The 18,901-nt window shown below is 61.8% G+C and carries 18 protein-coding genes and 1 tRNA gene; 10 read left to right on the top strand and 9 right to left on the bottom strand.

The window, feature by feature from the left end; genetic code table 11:
* Nucleotides 1-119 precede the first annotated feature (119 nt).
* Nucleotides 120-389 (top strand): hypothetical protein, encoded by a 270-nt coding sequence (locus tag ACW9IN_RS18705; protein ID WP_457367285.1) that lies wholly within the window; start codon nt 120-122, stop codon nt 387-389.
* 20 nt (nt 390-409) lie between these two features.
* On the opposite strand, the gene ACW9IN_RS18700 is transcribed toward ACW9IN_RS18705, so the two are convergent.
* The gene (locus ACW9IN_RS18700; protein WP_457367284.1) at nt 410-1,078 is read right to left on the bottom strand and encodes an HAD-IA family hydrolase; all 669 of its coding nucleotides are present in this window, start codon (nt 1,076-1,078) and stop codon (nt 410-412) included.
* Between the two features lie 228 nt (nt 1,079-1,306).
* Between ACW9IN_RS18700 and ACW9IN_RS18695 the strand changes: the two genes are divergently transcribed.
* The 4 genes from ACW9IN_RS18695 to ACW9IN_RS18680 all read left to right on the top strand — a co-directional run bounded on the left by ACW9IN_RS18695 (nt 1,307) and on the right by ACW9IN_RS18680 (nt 4,561).
* Nucleotides 1,307-2,077, top strand: a complete 771-nt coding sequence (locus ACW9IN_RS18695; RefSeq protein ID WP_457367283.1) for an alpha/beta fold hydrolase — start codon at nt 1,307-1,309, stop codon at nt 2,075-2,077.
* 112 nt (nt 2,078-2,189) lie between these two features.
* The gene (locus ACW9IN_RS18690) at nt 2,190-2,450 is read left to right on the top strand and encodes a DUF2790 domain-containing protein (RefSeq protein WP_457367282.1); all 261 of its coding nucleotides are present in this window, start codon (nt 2,190-2,192) and stop codon (nt 2,448-2,450) included.
* Between the two features lie 42 nt (nt 2,451-2,492).
* Complete coding sequence (locus tag ACW9IN_RS18685; RefSeq protein ID WP_457367281.1) at nt 2,493-3,164, top strand: heavy metal response regulator transcription factor; 672 nt, start codon at nt 2,493-2,495, stop codon at nt 3,162-3,164.
* Complete coding sequence (locus tag ACW9IN_RS18680; RefSeq protein ID WP_457367280.1) at nt 3,161-4,561, top strand: heavy metal sensor histidine kinase; 1,401 nt, start codon at nt 3,161-3,163, stop codon at nt 4,559-4,561. Before ACW9IN_RS18685 ends, ACW9IN_RS18680 begins: the two co-directional genes overlap by 4 nt.
* Before the next feature lie 7 nt (nt 4,562-4,568).
* Here the strand turns inward: ACW9IN_RS18680 and pcp are convergent, their stop codons facing one another.
* The 6 genes from pcp to ACW9IN_RS18650 all read right to left on the bottom strand — a co-directional run bounded on the left by pcp (nt 4,569) and on the right by ACW9IN_RS18650 (nt 10,115).
* Nucleotides 4,569-5,210, bottom strand: coding sequence for a pyroglutamyl-peptidase I (pcp, locus tag ACW9IN_RS18675; RefSeq protein ID WP_457367279.1), 642 nt, complete (start codon nt 5,208-5,210; stop codon nt 4,569-4,571).
* A gap of 7 nt (nt 5,211-5,217) precedes the next feature.
* A complete protein-coding gene (locus tag ACW9IN_RS18670; protein WP_457367278.1) occupies nt 5,218-6,168 on the bottom strand; it encodes a DUF979 domain-containing protein in 951 nt (316 codons plus the stop codon).
* Nucleotides 6,165-6,884, bottom strand: a complete 720-nt coding sequence (locus tag ACW9IN_RS18665) for a DUF969 domain-containing protein (RefSeq protein WP_457367277.1) — start codon at nt 6,882-6,884, stop codon at nt 6,165-6,167. The genes ACW9IN_RS18670 and ACW9IN_RS18665 overlap by 4 nt, the downstream gene beginning before the upstream one ends.
* 241 nt (nt 6,885-7,125) lie before the next feature.
* Nucleotides 7,126-7,872, bottom strand: coding sequence for an IclR family transcriptional regulator (locus tag ACW9IN_RS18660; protein ID WP_457367276.1), 747 nt, complete (start codon nt 7,870-7,872; stop codon nt 7,126-7,128).
* A 105-nt stretch (nt 7,873-7,977) separates the two neighbouring features.
* Entirely contained in the window at nt 7,978-9,177 is a 1,200-nt protein-coding gene (locus ACW9IN_RS18655) for a CaiB/BaiF CoA transferase family protein (protein ID WP_457367275.1), read from the bottom strand.
* On the bottom strand, nt 9,174-10,115 hold the full coding sequence (locus tag ACW9IN_RS18650; protein ID WP_457367274.1) for a hydroxymethylglutaryl-CoA lyase: 942 nt from the start codon (nt 10,113-10,115) through the stop codon (nt 9,174-9,176). Before ACW9IN_RS18650 ends, ACW9IN_RS18655 begins: the two co-directional genes overlap by 4 nt.
* Before the next feature lie 268 nt (nt 10,116-10,383).
* On the opposite strand from ACW9IN_RS18650, the gene ACW9IN_RS18645 reads away from it, so the two are divergent.
* On the top strand, nt 10,384-11,670 hold the full coding sequence (locus ACW9IN_RS18645; protein ID WP_457367273.1) for a CitMHS family transporter: 1,287 nt from the start codon (nt 10,384-10,386) through the stop codon (nt 11,668-11,670).
* Between the two features lie 12 nt (nt 11,671-11,682).
* Here the strand turns inward: ACW9IN_RS18645 and ACW9IN_RS18640 are convergent, their stop codons facing one another.
* Entirely contained in the window at nt 11,683-12,885 is a 1,203-nt protein-coding gene (locus tag ACW9IN_RS18640) for an ROK family transcriptional regulator (RefSeq protein ID WP_457367272.1), read from the bottom strand.
* 206 nt (nt 12,886-13,091) lie between these two features.
* Between ACW9IN_RS18640 and ACW9IN_RS18635 the strand changes: the two genes are divergently transcribed.
* Genes ACW9IN_RS18635 through ACW9IN_RS18625 form a run of 3 tightly spaced genes read left to right on the top strand, consistent with a single transcriptional unit; the run spans nt 13,092 to nt 16,547 of the window.
* Nucleotides 13,092-14,495, top strand: a complete 1,404-nt coding sequence (locus tag ACW9IN_RS18635) for an APC family permease (protein WP_457367271.1) — start codon at nt 13,092-13,094, stop codon at nt 14,493-14,495.
* An 8-nt stretch (nt 14,496-14,503) separates the two neighbouring features.
* Complete coding sequence (locus ACW9IN_RS18630; RefSeq protein WP_457367270.1) at nt 14,504-15,535, top strand: ROK family protein; 1,032 nt, start codon at nt 14,504-14,506, stop codon at nt 15,533-15,535.
* Nucleotides 15,516-16,547, top strand: coding sequence for an SIS domain-containing protein (locus ACW9IN_RS18625; protein WP_457367269.1), 1,032 nt, complete (start codon nt 15,516-15,518; stop codon nt 16,545-16,547). The genes ACW9IN_RS18630 and ACW9IN_RS18625 overlap by 20 nt, the downstream gene beginning before the upstream one ends.
* Nucleotides 16,548-16,793: 246 nt before the next feature.
* Here the strand turns inward: ACW9IN_RS18625 and ACW9IN_RS18620 are convergent.
* Nucleotides 16,794-16,870: transfer RNA gene (locus ACW9IN_RS18620), tRNA-Val, on the bottom strand.
* Nucleotides 16,871-17,054: 184 nt separating this feature from the next.
* On the opposite strand from ACW9IN_RS18620, the gene ACW9IN_RS18615 reads away from it, so the two are divergent.
* Nucleotides 17,055-18,338, top strand: a complete 1,284-nt coding sequence (locus tag ACW9IN_RS18615) for an NAD(P)/FAD-dependent oxidoreductase (protein WP_457367268.1) — start codon at nt 17,055-17,057, stop codon at nt 18,336-18,338.
* The last annotated feature ends 563 nt before the right edge of the window (nt 18,339-18,901 follow it).

Below are 18,901 nucleotides of genomic sequence, written 5' to 3'. Positions count from 1 at the left end.
TCCCGCCATTCAATGCGATGACTGACACTGCAAAATCCACTACCGGATTACTGGTATTTACAGCCCTGCGGCAAGATCTATGCTTGGGCTTGCACGGTCAGTCAAAGGCGCTAGCGCAGATGGACACCCTTACAAAATCCGAAATCGAATCGGCCCTGGCCGCTCGCCTGCCCAGCTACACAATTGCTTGCACGCTGCATGCGGACGGCACGCTTTCGGCCATGCTCAGTGGCCCGGAAACCGACCATTTCGCAATTACCGGCATTGTCCGCGCGCACTACCGGGGAGCCGAGGCGATTGCCCGCCTCGCCAATGAAATCCTGCGGGAGATGGTGCTGTCTCGCCAAGGCATGCGCAGCAACCGGTTACAGACGCCACCCGAAGGATGATGGCGTCCAAATGTTTGGTATCAGCGTGTCAGCCGCAGCAGGCCGTCCTCGTCGCGCTTGACCTGTAACCGCTCGTACCCGTCGATCGAGGGGTGACGGGTGACCATGGGCGTCAGGTGCGTTGACGTCACCACCATCACATCCGCACCCGCCGCCTCCCCGGCACGGATCCCCACGCCCGCGTCCTCGAACACCAGGCAATCCTGCACCGGCACGCCCAGGCGTTGCGCCCCCAGCACATAACAGGCCGGGTCGGGCTTGCCACTGGCCACATCCTCGGCGGTCACCAGGACCGCCGGCGGATGGATGCCGGCCGCCTGCAGTCGGCGCAAGGCCAACTCACGGGGTGCCGAAGTGACCAGCGCCCATTGATCGTCCGGCAACTGCCTCAGAAATCCGACAGCGCCAGGAATGGCCACCACCCCCTCCACATCGTTGATTTCCGCCTCGGTAATCCACTGGGCTTCCACCTCGGGATCGACACCGGACAAAGCCTGGCGGGTGATGGTGTCGATGGCCCGCGCGCCATGAATCGTCTTCAGGAAAGCGGGCACATCCAGGCCATGACGTTCAGCCCAGGTGCTCCACACCCGCTCGGCGGCGGCGATGGAATTGAGCAGGGTCCCGTCCATATCGAACAGAAAGGCACGGTAACGCTGGGCAAGTACGGCTGAACCTGGGATGGACACTGCTGGGCTTCCTCTTGAGCGGAGACACGGGATGGGCTCGATGCAATCTACGGATCACGTCGGTGCTTGTAAACGACGCGACCACCCGGGACGCCGTCGAGGCGATTGCATTACAGGTTTGTAATGGAGCTGTAAGCGTTGTCAGCACCCTCCTTTCATACAGTGGCGGCGTCAGTCACCCACAACGGTTGACGCAATCTCCCACTTAAGATGAGAAGGGCCCGCTCCATGAAACCTGCAAGCAAACTCTGCCTGATCGCCGCCAGCCTGCTGATGCTGGGCACCGGCACCGCCATGGCCGGCACTGTCGCGCCGGTCAAAGCCAACAACGTCGTGCTGGTACACGGCTCATGGGCTGACGGTTCGAGCTGGTCCGAAGTGATCACCCGCCTGCAAGCCGCCGGCCTGCATGTGACGGCGGTACAAAACCCGCTGACCTCGGTGGCTGACGACGTAGCCGCCACCAACCGTGTGCTGGATCAACAGGACGGTCCTACCGTGCTGGTCGGCCACTCCTACGCAGGCACCGTGGTCAGCGACGCCGGGGTCAACCCGAAAGTCAGCTCGCTGGTCTACGTCGCAGCCCGTGCGCCGGATGCCAATGAAGACTTCGTCGCCCTCTCCGCCAAGTACCCGACCATGCCCGTGCGGGCCGGTGTCGAGGAGCACGACGGCTACCTCACGCTGAACCAGGACGCCTTCCTCAAATATTTCGCCGCCGACGTACCGCGCACCAAGGCACTGCAACTGTTCGCCGTGCAGCAGCCGATCGCCAAGACCCTGTTCAGCGGTCGCACCGTGAACGCCGCCTGGCACACCAAGCCGTCCTGGTACGCCGTGTCGAGCAACGACCAGACCATCAACCCGGACCTGGAACGCTTCCTCGCCAAGCGCATGAACGCCAGCACCATCGAACTGCCTTCGAGCCACTTGTCGCTGGTGTCCCACGCCAAGGAAATCACCGACCTGATTCTCGAAGCATCCGGTCGCCAGCCTTGATCCCCCGAATGACGAACTTGTAATGAACCTGTTGGTTGGCTGTTGGGTACCGCTGGTTAACGTGAACTCACTGCCACGACCTGGCAGCCACCCCTTAAAGAGAGAGACCACCATGAAACTGTTTACCCTGGGCTTCGCCGCTTTGATCGCCACCGGTTCCGCCTTCGCTGCCGACACCACCCCGGCCACGAACGTGATCCACGACAAGACCGGCTTCTTCGTGCACCTGGACATCGACAAAGTGCTGTCGAGCACCGACACCTACGGCCAGTGCGGCATCGTCCCCGCCCGCCTCAACTACCTCGACCATCAGGGCCGCGAGCACGTGCTGGACTACCAGGTACAAGGCATCGGTTGCGCCAGTGACAATTGATCGGGCTACACTTGCGCCACGTACAGAACCAGGGCACTTCCCATGAACATTCTCGTAGTCGAAGACGAACCCAAGGCCGGCAATTACCTGCTCAATGGCCTGCAGGAACTGGGTTACTCGGTGAGCCTGGCCCGCGATGGCGTGGACGGCTTGCACCAGGCCCTGGAAACGCCGTTCGACGTGATCGTGCTGGATGTGATGATGCCGAAAATGGATGGCTGGGAAGTGCTGCGACGTCTGCGCAAGGAAGCCGACACCCCGGTGCTGTTCCTCACCGCGCGGGATGACATCGCCGACCGCATCAAAGGCCTGGAACTGGGCGCCGATGACTACCTGATCAAGCCCTTCTCGTTCGCCGAACTGGTGGCACGTTTGCGCACCCTCACTCGTCGCGGCCCCACCCGTGAAGACGAGCAACTGCAGATCGCCGATCTGCAGATCGATGTGTTGAAGCGCCGCGTCACCCGCGCCGGAACACGCATTACCCTCACCAACAAAGAGTTCGCCTTGCTGCACCTGTTCGCCACCCATCAGGACCAGGTGCTCTCGCGCTCGATGATCGCCTCGCGGGTATGGGACATGAATTTCGACAGCGACACCAACGTGGTGGACGTGGCCGTACGGCGCTTGCGCCTGAAGATCGACGACCCGTTCCAGCTCAAGTTGATCCACAGCGTGCGGGGCATTGGCTACCGCTTCGATACCCAGCCATGAACAATCGCCGCCCCTATTCCCTGACCCTGCGCCTGGCGATGATCTTCGCCCTGCTCGCCTTCGCCCTCCTCGCGACCCTGGGCGTGGCGCTGTACCGCGAGCTTGAACGTGAACTGGTCATGCGCGACGACGCTGCGCTGATCTATCGCATCGACCAACTGCGCAACCTGCTCAACGACAGCAACACCCTGGAATTGATCAAGACCAAGGCCGAGCTGTTCCAGAACATGCTGGGCAACCGCGAGTCGGTACTGACCATTGCCGCCCCGGGTAAAACGCCTTTGCTGGTGGTGAACCCCAGCAACATGAAATTGCCGAGTGTGCCCGCCGTGCCGAAGAACCACGAGCTGGTGTTTGCCGATGTGCATCACTTTACCGGTGAGAATGGCATACCGTTCGCCGCGGTGGCGGCCTCCATCGACTCCGGTGACCTCGGCAGCCTGCAAATCACCACCGGGCGCCTGATGACCGAACGCACCGCCGTGCTCGCCAGTTACCGCCTGAGTGTCTTTATCCTGGCCAGCATCGCGGCGGTCATCCTCGCGCTGGTGGGTTATCTGCTGGTGCATCGCGGGCTGGTGCCGTTGCGGCGCCTGGCCAGGCACACCCGGGGGATCGGTGTGGGCAACCTGGCCGAACGGCTCGACGGCCAGGGCGCGCCCAAGGAACTGCTGCCGATGATCGATTCCTTCAACACCATGCTCGAACGCCTCGCCAAAGGGTTCGTGCAACTGGGCCAGGTGTCCACCGACATGGCCCACGAACTGCGCACCCCCATCAACAACTTGCTGGGGGAAACCCAGGTCGCCCTGCAACAGAACCGCAGCATCGAGAGCTATCAGCAACTGCTGGCGTCCAACGTCGAAGAACTGGAGCGCCTGGCACGCATGCTCGACAACATGCTGTTCCTCGCCCGCACCGACCCGGCCAGCGCCTTGCGCCAACGCCAGGAGCTGAACGCCGCGGATGAGGTGGAGCGCATGGCCGATTACTTCGAGGGCCCGGCAAGTGATGTGAACATCACTATCCTCGCCGAAGGCGACGGGGTGATCTGGGCTGAGCCGATGCTCTTGCGTCGCGCCCTGGCGAACCTGTGCGCGAACGCGATCAAGTATGGCGCTGCCGACTCCGAACTGTTGATCCAGGCTATGCCCGATGCCGAGGGCATTCACCTGAAGGTCAGCAACCAGGGCGAAACCATTCCGGCAGAGCATTTGCCAAGACTGTTCGAGCGGTTTTACCGCGTGGATGAATCACGCGAGCGCTCGGCGCAATCCAACGGGCTGGGCTTGTCGATCGTGGCCACCATCATGCAATTGCATAACGGGCGTTACAGCGTGAGCAGCGAAGCGGGCGTGACGTGTTTCGAACTGTTCTTTCCACGACGGGAGGACTGACAGCAGATCAACTGACCTGCCCGCCCGCTTCAGTCACATCCACGCCGGTTTCCCAGGCTGCCCGCACGGCCACCTGCAAACCTTCGACCATCGTATCCAACGCCATCGAGGACCGCGCCGATTGGCCCACTTGCTCCGGCAAGTTCGGCACATGGATAAACCCGCTGCGTATGCCTGTCCCTTCAAGCAGGTGTTGCAGCCGGTAAAACACCTGGTTGCACACGAAGGTACCGGCCGTTTGTGAAACCGACGCCGCAACCCCTGCCTCACGCACCGCCTTGACCATCGCCTTGATCGGCAAGGTGCTGAAGTAGGCGGCGGGGCCACCGGCTACCACCGCTGTATCGACGGGCTGTTCGCCCAGGTTATCGGGAATGCGCGCATCGTTGATGTTGATCGCCACCCGCTCCACGGAGATATCGCTGCGACCAGGCCCGAGACCAGTCGCAATGACCATCGAGGGGCGCAGTTCGTCGATCAATTGAACCAGGCGCTCCCCTGCTGTCGAGAAGGCACAGGGCAAACAATGCGCAACAATCTGCACACCCTCGGCCAGTTGCACACCGTCCAACAAGCGTACGGCTTCCCACGAGGGGTTGACCGAATCTTGATCAAAGGGCTCGAAGCCCGTCAGCAGCAACGTTCGCATCCTGACCTCACATCAGCAGGTAAAGCAGCACGATATTGACCACCAGCATCATCAACGCCGTCGGCAGTTGGGCCTTGATCACCGCATTCTTGTCCGGCAACTCCAGCAACGCCGCCGGCACGATATTGAAGTTGGCAGCCATCGGGGTCATCAGGGTACCGCAATAGCCGGAGAACATGCCGATGGCCGCCATCACTGCCGGGTTGCCACCGTAGATACCGACCAGCACCGGCACACCGACGCCGCCGGTCATCACCGGGAACGCCGCAAAGCCATTGCCCATGATCACTGTGAACAGTGCCATGCCCAGCACATACACCATCACCGCCACCAACTTGAAATCCAGGTTGATGTAGGTAGTAGTGACGTGCGCCACGGCGGTGCCCACCCCGGCCTCATTGAACAGCAACCCGAGCATCGCCAGCATCTGCGGCAGCACCATGGCCCAGCCCAGGGCTTCGGTCAGGCGCCGGGATTCACGCAAGGCTTGCACCGGCGTATCGCGAGTCAGCCAGCACGCCAGGCCGAGTGCAATCAGGCAACCGATGCCAAGGGAAACGAAGGTGGTGTTTTTCGGGTCCAGCAGTGGCACACCCCCGACTTCGGTGTGCTTGAGCAAGACCGAGCCGATCACGGTGGTCAGCGGAATGGCCAGCGCCGGGATAAACAATTTATGCCCCAGACGGCCAGCGCTGGCGCGGGACGCCTTGTCATGCAGCTCGGCATGCGCACCACGGCCCACGCCACCCAGGCCGGCGATCAACGCCATCACCACCACACCTGCGCCGATCGCCACCGGTGGCAAGCGCTCGCCGATCAGGAACGGAATCGCGAACAACAGCCAGAACACCGCGCTGGACCAACGCTTGGGGTGCGTGCGGTCCATCAGGATCATGCCGGCGGTGATCAGTAGCAGCACACCGGCCAGCCAGTACAGGTATTGAATGGAAATGATCATTGCGCGGCCTCCACGGCGGGAGCGCCAGCGGGCGTCAGCTCACGGTTGAGCCTGCGGTCAAAGCGGTGCAGGCGAATCGCGTGGATGATAAACGCGCAGATCGCCGTGGGAATGCCCCACACCGCAATGTGCAGCGGCTCGACATCGATTCCCGACCCCAACAGGAAAGTGTGCATCAGGGCGATCGCACCAAAGGCGACGAAAATGTCTTCGCCAAAAAACAGCCCGACATTGTCCGTAGCGGCACACATGGCCAGCACCTTGTGGCGCAATTTTTCCGGTAGTTTGCCGAAGCGTTTCTCCGCCGCGCCTTCAGCCATCGGCGCCAGCAGCGGGCGCACCATCTGCGGATGTCCGCCCAGGCTGGTCAAGCCCATGGCTGCTGTGGATTCGCGCACGAACAGGTACATGATCAACAAGCGTCCGACCGTGGCCCGCTCGAAACGCGCGATCCAGTTTTGCGCATGCAAGCGCAGCCCGTGACGCTCCAGCAGGCCAATGACCGCCAGGGGCAACAGCAAGATCAATTGCAGGGCACGGGTCTGAAGGAAACCATCGCCCATGGTGGCGAGGATCTTTTCCAGCGGGAAATGCGCGGCCAGCCCGGTGGCAATGGCGGCAGCAGTGACGACAAGCAACGGATTGAAGCGCAAGACAAAGCCAACGACGATCACAAGCACGCCGATCAGCGGCCATAGGTTCACAACAGTCTGCATGGCGAAAAGGTCCTTGAGTGCGCGCTGCGGCGCCATTACGGCAGGACGTGAACAAAGGGGTTCACAACGTAAATGGGGCGTGCAGTCGGCTCGGTTTTTTATTGTTGACCCGGAAGGTCGAGCGTCAGTGGCGGCAACTTTGCTGCCTGCAGGCGGGAGGTGTCCAACAAGAAAAATTGTTGCTGCACACCAATAAATCTTGTGAGCGAGAGGCGCCGGAAAAACCGGCGCAAAAAGGGGGTCAGCTGCGGTTGAGGTTGTCCAGGGCCGCACGCAGTTCGCGGCTGTTGCCTCCCAAAGCACTGGTGGCAATGATGGCATTGCGCAACAGAATCGAGGCAACGTGAGGGACATGCTCTTTGAGCAAGCGGTCGGAAGGCCCCGACAAGGTCAGCGCCCCTTTCAATTCGCCGCCCATGGCAAATACCGGGACCGACACCGCCGTGGTCTCCGGGTCGCGCTCGCCGAACGAACAGGCCCAGAGTTGCTCACGCTCCTGCTCCAGTGCCGCGTCACCCTGGCGCGAGAATGCCCGCAGCACTTTGCCGGAAGCGCCGGCATGCAGGGGGAAGCGTGCGCCTTCGAGTACCGACACCCGCACCGCACGCTTGGGTTCGACCCGAAACAATACGACACGGCTGCCGTTTTCATACACGTAGAACGAGGACGTTTCGCCACTTTCCTCAGTGATCGCCTCAAGCAGCGGATGAATCACATCCCGCAAGCGGAACGACGCTTGATACAGCTGCGACAAACGCAACGGTTCCGGCCCGACCGAGTATTGGCCATCACTCAGGCGCCGCACGAAACCGGCTTTTTCCAGGGACGTGATCAGGCGCAGGATCGTGCTTTTGTACAGGCCCGTGCGCCGTGCGATCTCCGCCAGGCTCAGGCTTTCCTGATCGAAAGCGGCAAGGATGGCAAAGGCACGGTCGACGGCGGCGACGCCGCCCTCGGCGGGAAGGCTGGTTTGCGGTTCGTTACTCATGGCCACTCATTGTGTATTCATCGCCCGCGGTGGCGACGGCTTCATGCCGTCGCGACAAGGCGCGGGTCACGCTCGGTGGCCGTAACATACCCTTTTTCAGCCGCCCTAGCGAACCACCCCGCGCATGCGCAGCGCGTCGACCTCATCGACGCTGTAGCCGAGCTGTTCGAGCACTTCGTGGGAATGGCTGCCCAGCGCTGGCACATTCAGGCGCGTATCGAACCGCCGGCCATTCATTTCGAAAGGCAGCATCGGTACTTTCACCTCATCACCGTTTTCCAGAACCAGGTGTGCCAGGCCACCGGACGCGTTCAGGTGCGCATCGTCAAACAGGTCTTCCGGGCGCTGGATCGGCGAAAACGGTAAGCCTGCCTGCTCGCACAGCGCCATGATCACCCCCTTGTCCAGGCCGGCCAGGCGCTCGCGCACCCACGGCAGGATCCGCGCGCGCGCATGCACCCGCTGGGTGTTGCGGGCCAGTTCCGGGTCGCTGCCCAATTGGGCGAAACCAAACACCTCGCAGAAACTCTGCCATTGGCTGTCGCTCACCACGCCCATGAACACCTGCTGGTCATCGGCGGTGTTGAACACGTCGTAGATCGCCCAGGCCGACAAGCGGCTGGGCATCGGCGCCGCCGGTTTGCCGGTGGTCGCCATTTGCATCATGTGCTGCCCCACCAGGAACGCCGAGTTCTCGAACAGACCGGTCTGCACAAATTGCCCCTGCCCCGTGGCCTTGCGTTGCCACAGCGCGGCCAGGATCGAGATGGCGCTGAACATGCCGCCCATCACGTCGTTCACCGAGGCCCCCGCACGCAATGGCCGGCCTTCGGGCCCGGTCATGTAGGCCAGGCCGGACATCATCTGTACCACTTCATCCAGCGCGGTGCGGTGTTCGTAGGGGCCGGGCAGAAAGCCCTTCATCGAGCTGTAGATGATGTCGGGCTTGATCGCCTTCACCTGCTCAAAGCCCAGGCCCAGTTTATCCATGGCCCCGGGCCGGAAGTTCTCGGTGACCACATCGGCGCTCTCGATCAGCTTGCGCACCGCCGCCATGCCCTCCTCGCTCTTGATGTCCACGGCGAAGCTTTTCTTGTTGCGGTTGTAGGTCATCCAGTAACCGGCACCCGAGCCGGTCAGCCGGCGGGTATTATCGCCTTCGGCCACCGGCTCCACCTTGATCACCTCCGCGCCGAGGTCCGCCAGCACCAGCCCGCAGGTTGGGCCCATGACCATGTGCACAAACTCGATCACCCGGATCCCGGCCAGTGGCAGGCCCAGGTCGGGTTGATTCGACGCGTTCATCGGGCACCTCCGGCGTAATGGAAATTCTTGCCAACGCCGGCGTCGGGGATAAACCCGTAGAGCGGCTCGCCCGGCAAACCGCGCTTGAGCCATTCGCGCGCAGCCACCAGCTTGTCGATGTTTACCCCGGTGCGCAGGCCCATGGACTCCAGCAGGTAAACCAGATCTTCGGTGACGATATTGCCCGACGCGCCCGGTGCATACGGGCAGCCGCCCAGGCCACCGAGCGACGCATCAAACGTAGTGACCCCCACATCCAGCGCCGCCAGCACATTCGCCAGGCCCTGCCCCCGGGTGTTGTGGAAGTGCGCACTGCCGGCCTTGCTGCCGATTTCAGTGCGCAGGCGGGTGAACACGCGTCGCACCTGAGTCGGGTTCGCATAGCCGACAGTGTCCGCCAGCCCCACTTCATCTACGCCCAGTTCGGCCATGCGCAAGGCCATGGTGATGACATCGTCTTCGGGCACCTCGCCCTGGATCGTGCAGCCGAACACCGTGGACAACCCTGCCTCGATCTCCACCTGGGGAAAGTGCTGGTTACGCAACGCGACCACCGCGCGCACTTCTTCGAACACCTGGAGATGGGTCTTGCGAATATTGCTCAGGGAATGGGGTTCACTGACGGAAATCGGCAGGGTGACTTTCTGCACCCCGGCGTCGAACGCCGCCTGCGCCCCCTTGAGGTTGGGCACCAGCGCGGTGACGAACACCTCGGGACGCTGACGCATATGCACCACCAGTTGTGCGGCATCGGCCATTTGCGGCAACAGCTTGGGCGACACGAAGGAACCAATCTCGATTTCCCTCAGGCCGCTGTCGGCCAGCGCGGTCAGCCACTGCAGTTTCAACTCGGTCGGCAGAGTGGTCTTGACGCTTTGCAGGCCGTCGCGGGGGCCGACTTCGCTGATCAGAATGTCGATGGGTTTTTCAGGGGTCATCACCGGGCCTTTTGCGGTCGATTCATAATTGTTCTATCCAACAGAACACTGTTCTGAAATAAATAATGATCGCCAAATTTTTAGCTGTCAACGCCTTCGCCTATCCGCGCAACCTACGCGGACTACACAGGCGCTCCACCGGTTGAACAACGGTAGGGACGCAAAATCTTCAGTTGACACCAAGGAAATTAACCTCGACATTTGTTCTGTCAGAAAGCATAGCGTTCTATCTGATAGAACAACAACAAGATCGCCACAAGGTATACCCATGCTGATATTCCTGAGCTACGCCATGATCGTTTGCTTCATGTACCTGATCATGAGCAAGCGCCTGTCGCCCCTGGTGGCGCTGCTGTTGGTACCGATTGTCTTTGGTAGCCTCGCGGGCTTCGCGCCGCAGTTGGGCGGCATGATGTACGACGGCCTGAAGATGCTGGCACCCACCGGCATCATGCTGACGTTCGCCATCCTGTATTTCTGCATGATGACCGACGCCGGCCTGTTCAACCCGCTGATCAAAGTGATCCTGCGCCTGGTCAAGGGCGACCCGCGCAAGATCGTGGTAGGCACCGCCGTGCTGGGCCTGTGCGTGGGCCTGGATGGCGATGGCGCCACCACGTATATCATCGCCACCGCTGCCTTCCTGCCGCTGTACCGTCTGACCGGCATTCGCCTGCAGGTGATGGCCACCGTACTGCTGATGGCCATCGGCGTGATGAATATCCTGCCCTGGGGCGGGCCGTTTTCCCGCGCCGCCGGTGCAATGCATGTGGACATCACCGAGCTGTTCATCGCCATGGTGCCGATCATGCTGGCCGGCGGCATTTGGGTGTTGTTCGCGGCGTGGTGGCTGGGCCGCATGGAGTTTCGTCGCCTGGGCGTGGTGAACATCAGTGCCGACGAGGTACTCAAGGGCTACGCCCATGTTCGTCTGAACGACCCGCGCTTCCTGTTCAACGTGGCACTGACCGTGGCGCTGATCACCTGCATGATGATCAACCTGATGCCGTTGCCGATTCTGTTCATGATCGCTTTCGGCCTGGCGTGCCTGGTGAACTTCCCGTCCCTCAAGCAGCAGAAAGAAGTGATCGCGCGGCACGCGGAAAACGTCATGGCGGTGAGCCTGCTGATTTTCGCGGCGGGTATCTTTGTCGGCATCATGAGCGGTACGGGTATGGTCAAGGCGATTTCCGACAACCTTATCGAAATCCTCCCGCAGCAGTCCGGCCCCTACCTGTCGGTGATTACCGCGCTGCTGAGCATGCCGTTCACTTACGTGTTGTCCAACGATGCCTTCTACTTCGGCGTGCTGCCCATCTGGGCACAGACCGCTGCGCATTACGGGATCGACGGGCAGGAAATGGCGATCGCCTCATTGATCGGTCAACCGGTGCACCTGCTCAGCCCGCTGGTGGCGTCGACCTATCTGCTGTGCGGGCTGCTGGACATCGACTACGGCGACAACCAGCGCGTATCGCTGAAATGGACGGTGGGCACGGTCTTGGTGATGCTGGTCGTCGCCATTGCGATCGGCGCGATCACGGTGGTCAACTGAAACTTGCCCGGCCTACTCCGGCTTGAGCAGCGCCTCGTAGTCCGGGCTGATTTCCGCAAGGATCATCAACGCCGCCGCCCCCAACGCTACCGCATCGTGGCCGGCGGTCCCCATTTGAATGCGCGGGTAGCGGCGGTCGGAGCGGCTGCTGATTGAACGGCTCAGCGGCTCCAACCGGGAGATCAGGCGGGCCAACAACGCCTCGGGCAGAAAGCCGCTGATCAGGATGGTCTGCGGGTCGAGCACCGACTCGAGAATGTTGATGGCCTGGCGCAGTGCTGGCGCGGCCTCGTCCAGCCAGCGCTCGATGGACTGGTTGAGCGCCGGGTCCTCGGCGTCCCAGGCATGCAGGTCATGTTCGGTGGGATAGCCCAGGTGTTCCAGCAACGCGGCAATCGAGATGTAACGCTCCAGGCAACCCTGATTGCCGCAATAGCAGGTCTTGCCGCCCGGGATGACCGTCATGTGACCGATCTCACCAGCGTTGTGCCAATGCCCGGAATACAGTCGGTTATCCAGGTACAAGCCCGCGCCCAGCCCACTGCCGATAAACAAATGCACAAAATGGTTCAAGTCGCTGGCAAGGCCATACAGACGCTCGCCCATGGTGGCGGCGGTGGCGTCGTTTTCGATCAGCACCGGTAGGCCGATGGCGTGCTGCAGGTGCTGTGGGATGTTCGGGTCATCCCACCCAGACATTGCCGTAGGACCCACTGCGGTCATGCCTTCGACACTGAACGGGCCGGGCAAGGCAACGCCAACGCCGAGGAAACGCCCTGCCGGGCGTTGCTGCCGAAAGCCGTTCACGGTGTCGAGCATCAGCGGCAGCGCCTGCTCGAACGTCGGATAGCTGACTGTCAGGTTGACCTGCCCCACCGTCTCGCCCAGCAGGTCAAGCAGCACACCAATGATGCGGTGTTGTTCCACATGAATGCCAATCGAATACCCGCCCTCAGGGTTCAGCGACAAGGGTACCGGCGGCTGGCCGCGCCCGCCCTTTTCGGCAGCGTGGGCCAGCAAGATGCCTTCGTCCTGCAACTCGGTGACGATGTTGGAAATGGTCTGCGCCGTCAGCGACGTCAGCCGCGTGAGGTCGGCGCGGGTCAAGCGGCCGTTCTGACGGATGGCTTCGAGAACTACCCGGCGGTTATGCAAGCGGGCGTGTTCGGCATTGGTGCCGGTGGTGACAGTGCGTTGGATCCGGGGACTTTTCATGGGGCGATCATCCGTGCCCTTGATTAATTAAATCAAGTTGAATTAATACTTGTGCTGTGGTTTTCTAGGCGCCTCGGTCCCGCAGCCAATGCGAACACCGGTTACGTCCCATAACAACAATGACGGGTCGACAGAACCCTCGATGGCACGGAATGCCCCTTGCTGACTGCCCTTCGCTTCTGTCGCCCGAACAAGAGGTCGTCCCCATGAGTACGCTGACACCCGTCGATCCGGATTTGCCCAACGGCAAGCGCAAGATCGGCCTTTTCCCCGCCATCACCCTGAACATGAGCCAGATGTGCGGCGTGGGGCCCTTCATCACCATCCCGGCCATGATCGTGATCATGGGCGGTCCCCAGGCCTACCTGGGTTGGATCCTCGGCGCGTTGCTGGCGCTGTGCGACGGCCTGGTCTGGGCCGAACTCGGCGCGTCGTTGCCGGGAGCCGGCGGTACCTATGTGTACCTGCGTGAAGCGTTCGGCAAACGCACCGGCAAGCTGTTGCCTTTCCTGTTCGTGTGGACGGCGATGTTGTTTATTCCGCTGATCATGTCCACCGGCATCATCGGTTTCGTGCAATACCTGACCTGGTTCTGGCCGGACATGAGCCCTACCGCCGGCAACCTGATCGGTCTGGCAGTGATCTGGCTGATCGTCGCCATGCTCTGGCGCAAGATCGAATCCATCGCCAAATTGAGCATCGTGCTGTGGGTGATCATGCTGGTGAGCATCGGCGCGCTGATCGCCGCCGCCCTGTCGAACTTCCACGCCGACCTGGCGTTCACCTTTCCCGAAGGCGCGTTCAACCTGGCCGACAGCGGCTTCTGGTTCGGCATGGCCGGCGGCCTGACCATCGGCATCTATGACTACCTGGGCTACAACACCTCGGCGTACCTGGCCGGTGAAGTCGAACAGCCGGGTCGGGTGATTCCCAAGTCGATCATTCTGTCGATCATCGGCATCCTCGCGATCTACCTGGTGATGCAAGTGAGCGTGCTGGGCGTGGTGGATTGGCACCGCATGCTCGATCCCGACTCCGCCGCCTACAAATCCGTGGCCTCGGTGGTGCTCAGCGAAACCTGGGGCAATACCGCCGCCGGCATCGTCACCGTGCTGATCCTGATCACCGCTGTCGCCTCGGTATTCGCCGGCTTGCTGGGCGGCTCGCGCGTGCCGTTCGAAGCGGCGAAGGACAAGGTGTTCTTCAACGCCTTCAGCCAGACCCACCCCAAGCACGCGTTCCCCACCTGGGGCATCCTGAGCATGGGGCTGCTGACGTCAGTGGGGTTCATGATCGGGCGCCTGACCGACCTGAACACGCTGATCCAACTGCTGACCACTGTGATGATCCTGGTGCAGTCCGTTGCGCAGATCGTGTCGTTGCTGGTGCTGCGCAAAACCAAGCCGCACCTGGCACGGCCTTACAAAATGTGGCTTTACCCCATTCCTGCCGTGATTGCGCTGCTGGGTTGGGTCTATATCTATCTGGCGTCCAACCACAATGCGCCCGGCGCCTACCCGATCCAGTGGTCGCTGGTGTGGGTACTGGCGGGCAGCGTGGCCTATCTGTTCTGGGCACGCATCCAACGGCTGTGGCCTTTCAATAAGTGATCAATGCAATGCACGAACCTTTGGAATCAACGGGCGCTGCGACACCCCGGCGAGGCGTGTTGCTGGCCATCGATGTGGGCGGCACCAAGACCCAGGTCGCCTGCTACGACACCGCCCGCCAGCGCATGAATACGCGGATCCTGGCGACCCACTCCGACGGCCTGTCCGGCGTACCCGCGCTGGAACGTATCCTGTGCGCGGCACGCGATTGCGTGGCCGAGTTCGACAACGCCCAGGTCCTGAGCGTGGCCGCGGTGTTCCCCGGGGTGGTGCGTGGCCCTGCTTTGCTGATGGCGCCCAACACACCGGACTTTGAGGGCCTGGACTTGCAGGCGCTGATCGCCCAAGCCTTCGGCAACATCGCCGTGAACCTCGACAACGACGTGAAGGCCGGCGCCCTGGCGGAAGTCCGCTGGGGTTCGCTGGCAGGCATCGACAATGGGCTCTACCTGAACCTCGGCACCGGCCTGTCCGCCGCCGCCATTATCAATGGCAAGCTGGTACGCGGGCACAACGGCGCGGCCATGGAGATCGGTTACCTGTTGTCGCCCTTTCTCGATCCGGCGCAGCCCGAGCAATGGGCCACTTACCAGAACGGCCACGCGCCGCTGGAAGAACTGTTCTCGGGCAATGCCCTCGGTCAATTGGCCAGCGACCTGCTCGGGCACGGCAACCAGGCGCTGGACCTGTTCGCCAGCGCCGACCCGGTCGTGAATCTGGCGCTGCAACGGCGTATCGCCGCCTGCACGGTGCAGGTGGCCAACCTGGCGGTGGCCCTGGATGTCGAGCGCATCGCCATCGGCGGCGGCCTGTACCGTCAGGCGGCGACACTGGCGCCGGTCATCGAGCAGTTGATCCAGCGCGTGGTGCCCTTCCCGCCCGACATCGTTGCCGCCCATTTCACCCACGATGCGCCGCTCTGGGGCGCCTTGAGCATGGCCATGGAGGCAGCAGGGCTGAACGCAATTGCCCACCAAGTGCTCGCCGCCGGCGAATCCCTTGACGCTACTGGAGTCAAACATGTCGTTCATGTTGAGTGAGACCCTGTCCATCCCGTCGATCGTGCAACGCATGCTCGACGATGACCAGACCCTGCGCACCCTGAGCCAACAATGGGCGCAGGCACTACCCGAGCTGGTGATCACCGTGGCGCGGGGCAGTTCGGACCACGCCGCGGCGTATTTCGGCTATGCGCTGATGAGCCAGATCGGCCTGCCCAGCCTGTCGATCCCGCTGTCACTGGTCAGCTTGCAGCAGCCACCGCTGCGCTTGAAAAAAACCTGGGTGGCGGCATTTTCCCAGTCCGGCAAAAGCCCCGACCTGATCGACAGCGTCCGCTACCTGCAACAGCGCGGCGCGCAGTCGGTGGCATTGGTCAACACCGACAACTCGCCGCTGGCCGCTGCCAGCGATCATGCCGTGCTGCTGCCCGCAGGCCACGAGCAGAGCGTGGCCGCCACCAAAAGCTACATGGCAATGTTGATGGCCGGCGCGCAAGTGGTGGCCCATCTGGCCAACGCGCTGGACCTCGATAATGGCCTGAGCGCAGCCCTGCAACAGCTGCCCGGGCAACTGCGCGACGTCGCCGCTGGCGACTGGGCGCCAATGCTCGAAGTGCTGGCGAATGCCGACAAAATGATCGTCATCGGCCGAGGCGCCGCGCTGCCCATCGCCCAGGAGGCCGCCCTCAAGCTCAAGGAAACCGCCGGCATCCAGGCCGAAGCATTTTCCAGCGCCGAAGTGCGCCACGGCCCCATGGAAATCATCGAAGCCGGCTACCCCGTGCTGGTCTTCGCCCCGTCCGGTCCGGAACAACCCGGCACCCTGGCGTTCGCCGACGAAATGCGCGCGCGCGGTGCCCGGGTACTGGTCGTGGCGCCACGCGGCACCCCCTGCAAAGGGCTACTGCCCAGTGTGTCGACCGCGCATCCACTGCTGGAGCCGTTCACGATGATCCAGGGCTTTTACCTGAACGCCGCACAACTAGCCGTGGCACGCGGGCGCGATCCTGATCAGCCGAGGTTTTTGAAGAAGGTGACGCAGACGCGGTGAGTTGGAGCAGAGGTTAAAAGCGCTCCCCATCAACGTCTTGTAACTCAAAAATAAACCCAGAGAGGCGCCAGAAAACTAGTCTTTGATACCGCACACCGTCATGACCTCCCCCGGGACAGAACGATACTCAGCCATGCACGACATCACTCGCGAAGAATGAATGACTGTCTTGCAAATCGCAGGCAACAAAAAAGGGCCCACCTTTCGGTGAGCCCTTCCAGACCGCCCAGCAGAGCGGATTTTGTTTGGTAGGCGCGATTGGACTCGAACCAACGACCCCCACCATGTCAAGGTGGTGCTCTAACCAACTGAGCTACGTGCCTGCTGTGAGGCGGAATTCTACGGAATTCCGGAGGGGTGTCAACATCTTTTTTGCAGCTAACCCTATGAATATGCGAATTTTTTATTTGCGGCAGGTGCATCCGTGTTTTTCGGGTGGCTGGCGGGCAATTTTCAACTCAGGTAGGATCGGGCCACTCGTAAAAAATATAAAACAGAGGTTCCAGGATGGCGAACACCCCCTACCCCCAGTCCTATTACGCCGCATCCGCGAATGCGGTGCCGCCACGCCCGGCGTTGCAAGGCGAGGTTGAAACCGATGTGTGCGTCATCGGCGCTGGCTATACCGGCCTCTCCAGCGCGCTGTTCCTGCTGGAAAGCGGTTTTCGCGTGACGGTGCTGGAAGCCGCCAAGGTGGGTTTCGGCGCGTCAGGCCGCAATGGCGGACAGATCGTCAACAGCTACAGCCGTGATATCGACGTCATCGAGCGCAGCGTCGGACCGCAACAGGCGCAGTTGCTGGGGCAGATGGCGTTCGAAGGTGGCAGGATCATCCGCGAGCGTGTGGCCAAATATCAGATCCAGTGCGACCTGAAGGACGGTGGCGTATTCGCAGCGCTTAACAGCAAGCACATGGGCCATCTGGAATCGCAGAAGCGCCTCTGGGAACGCTTTGGTCACACACAACTGGAACTGCTCGACGAACGCCGCATTCGCGAGGTGGTGGCCTGTGACAACTATGTCGGCGGCCTGCTCGACATGAGCGGCGGGCATATCCATCCGCTTAACCTGGCGCTGGGTGAAGCGGCGGCAGTGGAGTCCCTGGGTGGCACGATCTACGAGCAATCGGCGGCGGTGCGCATCGAGCGCGGCGCCAACCCGGTGGTGCACACCGCCGAGGGCAAGGTCAGGGCCAAGTTCATCATCGTCGCGGGCAATGCCTACCTGGGCAACCTGGTGCCGGAGCTGGCGGCCAAGTCGATGCCTTGCGGCACGCAAGTCATCACTACTGCGCCGTTGGGCGATGAACTGGCCAAGACCCTGCTCCCGCAGGATTATTGCGTGGAAGACTGCAACTACCTGCTCGACTACTACCGCCTCACGGCCGACAAGCGCCTGATCTTCGGTGGCGGTGTGGTGTATGGCGCGCGCGATCCGGCGAATATCGAAGCGATCATCCGACCGAAGATGCTCAAGGCGTTCCCGCAACTCAAGGACGTGAAGATCGACTACGCGTGGACCGGTAATTTCCTGCTGACCCTGTCGCGCTTGCCGCAGGTCGGCCGCCTGGGCGACAACATCTATTACTCACAGGGATGCAGCGGCCATGGCGTGACGTACACACACCTGGCAGGCAAGGTATTGTCGGAGGCTCTCAAAGGCCAGGCAGAGCGTTTTGATGCGTTTGCCGACCTGCCGCACTACCCGTTCCCGGGCGGGCAACTGTTGCGCACGCCGTTTGCGGCGCTGGGAGCCTGGTACTACGGACTGCGCGATAAGCTGGGCTTCTGACCCCAACATACCCTGGGACGGGGGTTGCGTGGTTTGCCCGCGATGCAGAAACCTTGGTGTGTTAGTCACACTGCGGTGATGCCATCGCAGGCAAGCCAGCTCCCACAGAGGTTGCCAGTGGCCAAAGAAACTCTATCAGCAGGGCCATCGCATCGAGCACTTTCTCACCAACGATAGAGAACCAATGTGGGAGCTGGCTTGTCGGGTCGCCGCATCGCTGCGAAGACGGCGGCACAGCCGACACAGATACCGCCTGACCCACTGCCTTCGCAGCCTCGCCGGGGCTCGACAGCTTGCCACATTTGATTGTTCCCACGCGTGGGAACGATCGATCATCAAGTCAGTTGCTCCCACATAACTCCCGCCCCCACATTGCTGATCAAGGTGATCTCAGGATCAAATCCCGGAAACAAAAAACCCCGGTCTTTCGACCAGGGTCTTTGCTATCGGATCAAAGCTGCCTGTGGCTTGCTTTGTGCTTCAAGGCGTTCAGTGGTCCTTGAAGCAGATATGGCGCAGCGGACGGGACTCGAACCCGCGACCCCCGGCGTGACAGGCCGGTA

It is taken from the genome of Pseudomonas sp. SDO5271_S396, assembly GCF_054071795.1.
This window is presented reverse-complemented; position numbering and strand designations above follow the sequence as displayed.